This window comes from Streptomyces sp. SID486 (genome assembly GCF_009865385.1).
Lineage (GTDB): Bacteria > Actinomycetota > Actinomycetes > Streptomycetales > Streptomycetaceae > Streptomyces.
Window position 1 is genome coordinate 1 of record NZ_WWJT01000335.1, and the last position, 6,859, is coordinate 6,859.

At 72.7% G+C, this 6,859-nt stretch carries 8 protein-coding genes; 2 read left to right on the forward strand and 6 right to left on the reverse strand.

Annotated features, from left to right (window positions below; all coding sequences use genetic code 11):
- Positions 1-216: 216 nt before the first annotated feature.
- A complete protein-coding gene (gene soxR / locus GT045_RS15530; protein WP_161291399.1) occupies positions 217-675 on the reverse strand; it encodes a redox-sensitive transcriptional activator SoxR in 459 nt (152 codons plus the stop codon).
- A gap of 104 nt (positions 676-779) precedes the next feature.
- On the opposite strand from soxR, the gene GT045_RS15535 reads away from it, so the two are divergent.
- A complete protein-coding gene (locus GT045_RS15535; protein ID WP_161334517.1) occupies positions 780-1,241 on the forward strand; it encodes a MaoC family dehydratase in 462 nt (153 codons plus the stop codon).
- A 12-nt stretch (positions 1,242-1,253) separates the two neighbouring features.
- Here the strand turns inward: GT045_RS15535 and GT045_RS15540 are convergent, their stop codons facing one another.
- The 3 genes from GT045_RS15540 to GT045_RS15550 form a co-directional block, all read right to left on the reverse strand.
- Positions 1,254-1,877, reverse strand: a complete 624-nt coding sequence (locus GT045_RS15540; RefSeq protein WP_161334518.1) for a TetR/AcrR family transcriptional regulator — start codon at positions 1,875-1,877, stop codon at positions 1,254-1,256.
- Positions 1,878-1,972: 95 nt separating this feature from the next.
- Positions 1,973-2,260, reverse strand: coding sequence for a YiaA/YiaB family inner membrane protein (locus GT045_RS15545; RefSeq protein WP_161290587.1), 288 nt, complete (start codon positions 2,258-2,260; stop codon positions 1,973-1,975).
- A gap of 60 nt (positions 2,261-2,320) precedes the next feature.
- Positions 2,321-3,472, reverse strand: a complete 1,152-nt coding sequence (locus GT045_RS15550; protein WP_161334521.1) for an acyl-CoA dehydrogenase family protein — start codon at positions 3,470-3,472, stop codon at positions 2,321-2,323.
- A 102-nt stretch (positions 3,473-3,574) separates the two neighbouring features.
- Between GT045_RS15550 and GT045_RS15555 the strand changes: the two genes are divergently transcribed.
- A complete protein-coding gene (locus GT045_RS15555) occupies positions 3,575-4,210 on the forward strand; it encodes a TetR/AcrR family transcriptional regulator (RefSeq protein WP_161290585.1) in 636 nt (211 codons plus the stop codon).
- 283 nt (positions 4,211-4,493) lie between these two features.
- Here the strand turns inward: GT045_RS15555 and GT045_RS15560 are convergent, their stop codons facing one another.
- Both GT045_RS15560 and GT045_RS15565 read right to left on the reverse strand, forming a co-directional pair.
- On the reverse strand, positions 4,494-5,576 hold the full coding sequence (locus tag GT045_RS15560) for a zinc-binding dehydrogenase (RefSeq protein WP_161334519.1): 1,083 nt from the start codon (positions 5,574-5,576) through the stop codon (positions 4,494-4,496).
- Positions 5,577-5,606: 30 nt separating this feature from the next.
- The coding region (locus GT045_RS15565) for an aldehyde dehydrogenase family protein (RefSeq protein ID WP_161334520.1) at positions 5,607-6,859 on the reverse strand (1,253 nt) is incomplete at its 5' end.

Genomic DNA, 6,859 nt, shown 5'->3' on the forward strand with positions numbered 1-6,859 from the left:
GCGCCCCGAAGGGGCGCGAGGAACTGCGCGACCAGCCACGACGAAACCCGCACCCGAAATCCACGAACGACACCCCCCACCTCCGATTCCACCGCCACCACCAGCGCCCCGAAGGGGCGCGGGGAACTGCGCGACCGGCCACGACGAACCCCGCACCCGGCGACCACCGGACGGCACACGCCGGGCTACCGGCCGTCGGCGCAGCGCCCGCAGCCGTCAGCGGCGTTCCGCCATGAGGCGTGACCCCGTCAGCCGGTCGCCGAACACGTCGTCCGGATTGGACAGCACGCACGTCTCCAGCGACAGGCACCCGCAGCCGATGCAGTCGGCGAGGTGGTCGCGCAGACGGTTCAACTGCTGGATCCGCTCCTCCAGTTCCGAGCGCCACTTCTCCGAGAGCCGCGCCCAGTCCTCCCTGGTCGGCGTCCGCTCCTCGGGCAGTTCGGCCAGGGCGTCCCGGATCGTCGCCAGCGGGATGCCGACCCGCTGGGCGGCGCGGACGAAGGCGACCCGGCGCAGGGTGTCACGGGAGTAGCGGCGCTGGTTGCCGGAAGTGCGCCGGCTGGAGATCAGCCCCTTGGACTCGTAGAAGTGCAGGGCGGACACCGCGGCTCCGCTGCGCGCGGCCAGCTGGCCGACGGTCAGCTCGTGGATCTTCTCGGGGATCTGGGGCACTCCTCAGACCTTACCCACCGCTTCGCCCGGGTGTCCGTTGACATCGACCCTCCACCCGACCATGCTAAGCAGTTGCTTAGAGACGCGAGCGAGAGGCCGGGAACATGGCAGAACCGAGGACCTTCACCTCCCCCGACGAGCTGAAGGCCGCCGTGGGCGAGCAGCTGGGGACGACCGACTGGGTGGAGATCGACCAGAAGCGGATCGACCTGTTCGCCGAGGCGACCGGGGACCACCAGTGGATCCACGTGGACCCCGAGAAGGCCGCCGAGGGCCCGTTCGGGACCACCATCGCCCACGGCTATCTCACCCTGTCGCTGCTCCCGCTCTTCGGGCCGCAGCTCGTCCGGGTCGAGGGCGTGAAGATGGGCGTGAACTACGGGACGAACAAGGTCCGCTTCCCCTCCCCCGTCCCCGTCGGCTCCCGGCTGCGCGCCACCGCGAAGATCACCGGCGTCGAGGACGTCACCGGCGGTGTGCAGGTGGCGATCGCTTTCACCGTCGAGCGCGAGGGCGGCGACAAGCCGGTGTGCGTCGCGGAGTCGGTGTCCCGGTACTACCTGTAGGGCGGGGCGGCCCTACTCGGCCCCGACCATGCGCAGCACGAGGTCGGCGTAGAGGGCGCCGACCTCCTCGGGGGTGCGCGGGCCGTTCACGGTGAACCAGCGGGCGACGTCGATGCACAGCGACAGCACCGCGAGCGTGGTCCCCTGCACGTCCGGGACGTCGAACTGGCCCGAGGCCACGCCGTCCTCGATGATCCCGCGCACCTCCGCGTCCACCTGGCGGCGCAGCGCGACGATCTCGGCACGGGCGGCGGGGCCGAGGGCGTCGAGCTCGTACTGCACGACCCGTGCGGTGGTGCGCCGGCCGGCGTGCCAGCGGACGAAGGAGCTGACCGCGTCGGCCAGCCGCTCCGCGGCGCTGCCCTCGCGGCGGGCGGCGGTGCGCAGGATGTCGAGGGCCTTGTCGTGGCCGATGCGGCTGATCCGGTGGAGCAGCTCTTCCTTGGTCTTGTAGTGGATGTAGAGCGCGGCCGGGCTCATGCCGGCGCGGCCCGCGATGTCCCGGGTCGTCGTCGCGTGGTAGCCACGCTCGGCGAAGGCCTCCACGGCGGCGACGAGCAGCCGCCGGGCCGCGTCAGGGGTGACCTCGTCCCACGGCTCCACTTCGCCGCCGGCCGTCTCCTCCGCGGTACTCATCGCTTCTGCGCCCCTCTCGTGACAGGAGCACCACCATACCGCCGACGGTGAGCGAGCGCTTAGCGTAGCCGCTCAGAGCATGTCGAAAGAGCCGCTCAGAGCTTTTCGAAGGGGTCGTGATCGGCGAGCAGCTTCTCCAGGCGGGCCTGGTCGACGCGGCTGACGATCTGCCCGGCCTCCTGCCGGTCCCGGATCACCTTGGCGAGGGTGAAGGCGGAGGTGACGAGGTAGAGGACGGCGATCGCCAGGAAGCCGCGGACCCAGGCGTTCGCGTCGAGCCGGAAGATGCCGATGGCGGTGGCCGCCATGGCGACCGCGAAGGAGGCGACGGCCTGGCCGTGGAAGGCCGCCGTGCTCTGCTGCTTGACGGGTGTGTCACTCATGGACCACAGCATCGGCGGACGCGGCCCCCGCCACATCCGCCGGACTACTCAGGCACGTACTCAGAATGCCGAAACGCCGGTCAGGGCACGGCCGATGAGCAGCTTCTGGATCTGGCTGGTGCCCTCGTAGAGGGTCATCACGCGGGCGTCGCGCAGGAGTTTGCCGGCCGGGTACTCGTCGATGTAGCCGTACCCGCCGAACACCTGGAGAGCGTTGTTGGCGGCGCGGACGGCCGCCTCCGAGGCGAACAGCTTGGCCTTGGAGGACTCCACGGCGAACGGTTCGCCGCGGTCGATCAGGTCGGCCACCCGCCAGGTCAGCAGCCGGGCCGCGTCCACGTCGACGGCGATGTCGCTGATCAGCTCCTGCACCAGCTGGTGGCGGGCGATGGGCCCCCCGAACTGCTCGCGCTCACCGGCGTACCGCACGGCCGCGTCCAGCGCCGCCTGGGCTATCCCGACACAACCGGCGGCCACCGACATCCGCCCCTTGGCCAGCGCGGACATCGCGACGGAGAAGCCCTTGCCCTCCTCACCGAGCATCGCCGAGGCGGGAACGCGCACGCCCTCCAGCACCAGCTCGGCGGTGGCCTGCCCGCGCAGGCCGAGCTTGCCGTGCACGGTACGGCGGGTCAGGCCGGGGGTGTCGGCGGGGACCAGGAAGGCCGACACGCCCTTGTGGCCGGGGGCGTCGGTGGAGCGGGCGAAGAGCAGGACGACGTCCGCCCAGGTGCCGTTCGTGATGAACATCTTGGTGCCGTCGAGGACGTAGTCGTCGCCGTCGCGCACGGCGCGGGTGGTGAGGTTGCCCGCGTCGGAGCCGGTGCCCGGCTCGGTGAGCCCGAAGCAGCCGACGTGGTCGCCTGAGGTGAGCCCCGGCAGCCAGCGCCGCTTCTGCTCCTCGCTCCCCCAGGCGGCGATCGTCTTGGCGACGAGCCCGAGGGAGACGGAGACGATCCCGCGGACCGAGGAGTCCCCCCGGCCGAGCTCCTCGGTGACCAGGCAGTAGGCCAGGTGGTCACCGCCGCAGCCGCCGTACTCCTCGTCGACGGTCAGCCCGAGGAAGCCGACCTCGCCGAGCTTCTTGACGATGCCCCGGTCGACCTCCTCGGCCCGGTCCCAGGCGACCACGTGCGGTGCGATCTCGTGGGCCACGAAGTCCCGGGCGAGCCGCCGTACGGCCGTCTGCTCCTCGCTGAGCCCCAGGTTCACCACGAGATCACCCCATACCAAACGGATCCGTCGAAGGATCTTGAAAGCTGTACATTTAAATTAGCACTGCTAGTTTCTGTCCGCAGCCCTACTATGTGCGCCATGGCCCGACCGCGCAAGCCCCTCCTCAGCACCGACCGGATCGTCGAGACGGCCCGGGAACTCGTGGACCGGGAGGGGCTCGCGGCCGTCTCCACGCGGCGGCTCGCGGCCGAACTGGGAGTGAGCGGGCCCTCGCTCTACAACCACTTCCGCACCAAGGACGAGATCCTGGAGGCGGTCGCCGACTCGGTGAGCGCGCTGGTCGACCTGTCGATGTTCGAGGACGGCCGGGACTGGCGGACCGCGCTGCACGACTGGGCCGTCTCCTACCGGGCCGCCCTGCGCGACCACCCGAACATCGTCCCGGTCCTCGCCCGCGGCCCCGGCCGCCGCCCCGCCGCGTTGCGGCTGGCCGACGCGGTCTACGGCGCGATGGTCGACGCGGGCTGGCCGCCGGCGCAGGCCACCTCCATCGGCGCGCTGATGCGGTACTTCATCATGGGCTCGGCGCTCGGCTCGTTCGCCGGCGGCTTCGTGGACGACGCGAGCGCGTACGACCCTGCCGACTACCCCCACCTCGGCCAGGCCCACCTCCTCGCCGAGCAGCAGGAGAAGATCGACGAGCGGGCTTTCGAGGCGGGGCTCGGCGCGTTGCTGGACGGGCTGGCCCAGCAGTACGAGCAGGTACGGGAGTGAGGACACCGCGTCCGGTTCCCGCCGGCCGGGTCAGCCGTGCGTGCCTGGCTCGGACGGCGGGCGCCCTCACCCCGGGGGTCGTCCGGGCCGTACGCCGGGAGGGACCGCAGCCCAGGTCCGCCGGACGCCGGGGGCCCGAGCGGGTGTGCTGAGCGCCGGGTGCCGGGGACCGAGCGGGTGCGCTGAGCGCCGGGTGCCGGGGGCCGAGCGGGTGCGTCTGGGTGCCGGAGGAGCGGCCGATGCGCCGGGTGCCGCAGGCGCGGGCAGGCGGCCGCGCCGGGCGTCAGAAGACGATCAGCGAGCGCCCGCCCTTGCCCGCGAGCATGTTCTCGAAGGCGGCCGGAATGCCCTCCAGGCCGATCCGTTCCGTGACCAGCATGGACAGGTCCAGACGCCCCTCGCGCACGTGCGCGGCGAGCACGGGCAGGTCGCGGGCCGGGTCGCTGTTGCCGTAGACGCAGCCGGACAGCGTGCGGCCCCAGTGGAAGATCTCCAGGGCGTTGAAGGTGACCTGCTGGTCCTTCCCGCCGATGCCGACGACCGTGGTACGGCCGCCCCGGCGGGTGGACTCCCAGGCCGCGCGGATCGACACCGCGCGGCCCGCGCACTCCACGGAGACGTCGACGCCCTGCCTGCCGGTGAGGGCGCGGATCTCGCGGGGCGTGTCGGCGGAGGCGAGCACGTAGTCGGTGGCGCCGGCGGCGCGGGCCAGCTCCTCCTTCCCGGGGGAGACGTCGACCGCGACGATCCGGGACGCGCCGGCCAGGCGGGCCGCCTGGAGAGCGGCCAGGCCGACCCCGCCGACGCCGAACACGGCGACCGTCTCGCCGGGCCGGACACCGGCCGAGTGGTGGACCGCGCCGTAGCCGGTGAGCACCGCGCAGCCCAGGAGGGCGGCGTCCACCGGCGGCACCCCCTCGGGCAGCGGCAGCACGCAGGACGCGGAGACCACCGTCTCCTCGGCGAACGCGGCGACGTTCAGGCCGGGATGGAGGGCGGTGCCGTCGACGGTGCGGGCGTACACGTCGGCGGCACCGTTCAGCGCGTTGGCGCACAACCAGACCTCGCCGAGCGTGCAGGCGTGGCAGCCGCCGCACGACGGGGCCCAGTTGAGGACGACGAGGGCCCCGGGTGAGACATGGGTGACGCCCTCGCCCACGGCCACGACCGTGCCGGCGCCCTCGTGGCCGAGGACGGCCGGGACCGGCACCCGCATGGTGCCGTCGGTCAGGGACAGGTCGGAGTGGCACACTCCGGCGGCGGCGAGACGGACCCGGACCTGCCCGGGGCCCGGATCGGGCAGCTCGATGCCGGTGATCTCCAGGGGCGCGCCGATGGCGGGAAGGACGGCGGCTCGTACGGCCATGGGTCTGTGGCTCCCTTGGAACTGGAGGGACTAGAACTGGAGGGACTTGGTCTGGAGGTACTCGGCGAGTCCGTGCGTGCCGAGTTCCCGGCCGACACCGGACTGCTTGTAACCGCCGAAAGGCGCGAGGGGGTTGAAGCGGCCGCCGTTGATGTCGACCTGGCCGGTGTCCATACGGCGCGCGAAGGCCACGGCCTCGGCCTCGTCGGCGGCCCAGACGGCGCCCGCGAGGCCGTAGACCGTGCCGTTGGCGATGCGCAGGGCGTCGTCCTCGTCGTCGTAGCGCAGGACCGACAGCACCGGGCCGAAGATCTCCTCCTGGGCGATCGTCATCTCCGGGGTGACGTCGGCGAAGACGGTGGGGCTGACGTAGTAGCCGCGCTCGCGCGGGGATTCGGGGCCACCGGCGACCAGCCGGGCACCCTCGGCGACACCCTTCTCGATGTAACCGCGCACCCGGTCCCGCTGTCTGGCGCTGACCAGCGGCCCGATGCGGTCGCCGTACTTGGCGGCGGCGGCGCCGGCCAGCTCGACGGCCTCCTGGTAGCGGTCGCGATGGACCAGCATGCGGGTCCAGGCGCTGCACGTCTGGCCGGAGTTGGACATCACGTTGGCGACGCCGACGGCCACGGCCTTGGCGAGGTCGGCGCTCGGCAGGATCACGTTGGCCGACTTGCCGCCCAGTTCGAGGGCGACCTTCTTCACCGCCGCGCCGGCCACCGCGCCGATCTGCCGGCCGACGGCGGTGGAGCCGGTGAAGGAGAGCAGGTCCACGCCCGGGTGTTCGGCGAGGGCCTGCCCGGCGACCGGGCCGAGACCGGTGACCAGGTTGAACACGCCCGCGGGCAGGCCCGCCTCGTGCACCGCGGCGGCGAACAGGCGGGCGGTGAGCGGGGTGTCCTCGGCGGGCTTCAGGACGACCGTGCAGCCGGCGGCCAGGGCCGGGGCGACCTTGGCGACGATCTGGTGGAGGGGGTAGTTCCAGGGGGTGATCGCGCCTACCACGCCGATCGGCTCGTGGAAGACCGTGGAGTTGCCGACCTTCTCCTCGAAGGAGTGGGACGCGGCCAGCTCGGCGTAGGAGCCGGCGACCGCTATCGGCAGGCCGACGTGCACGGCCTGGGAGAACTGCAGGGGTGAGCCCAGTTCGGCGGTGACCGTCCCGGCGATCTCGTCCTCCCGGGCCGCGAGGGCGTCCCGGAGGGCGACGAGACGGGCGGCGCGCTCGGCCGGGGCCGTGGCGGCCCAGGCGGGCAGGGCGGCGCGGGCGGCCCGGACGGCGG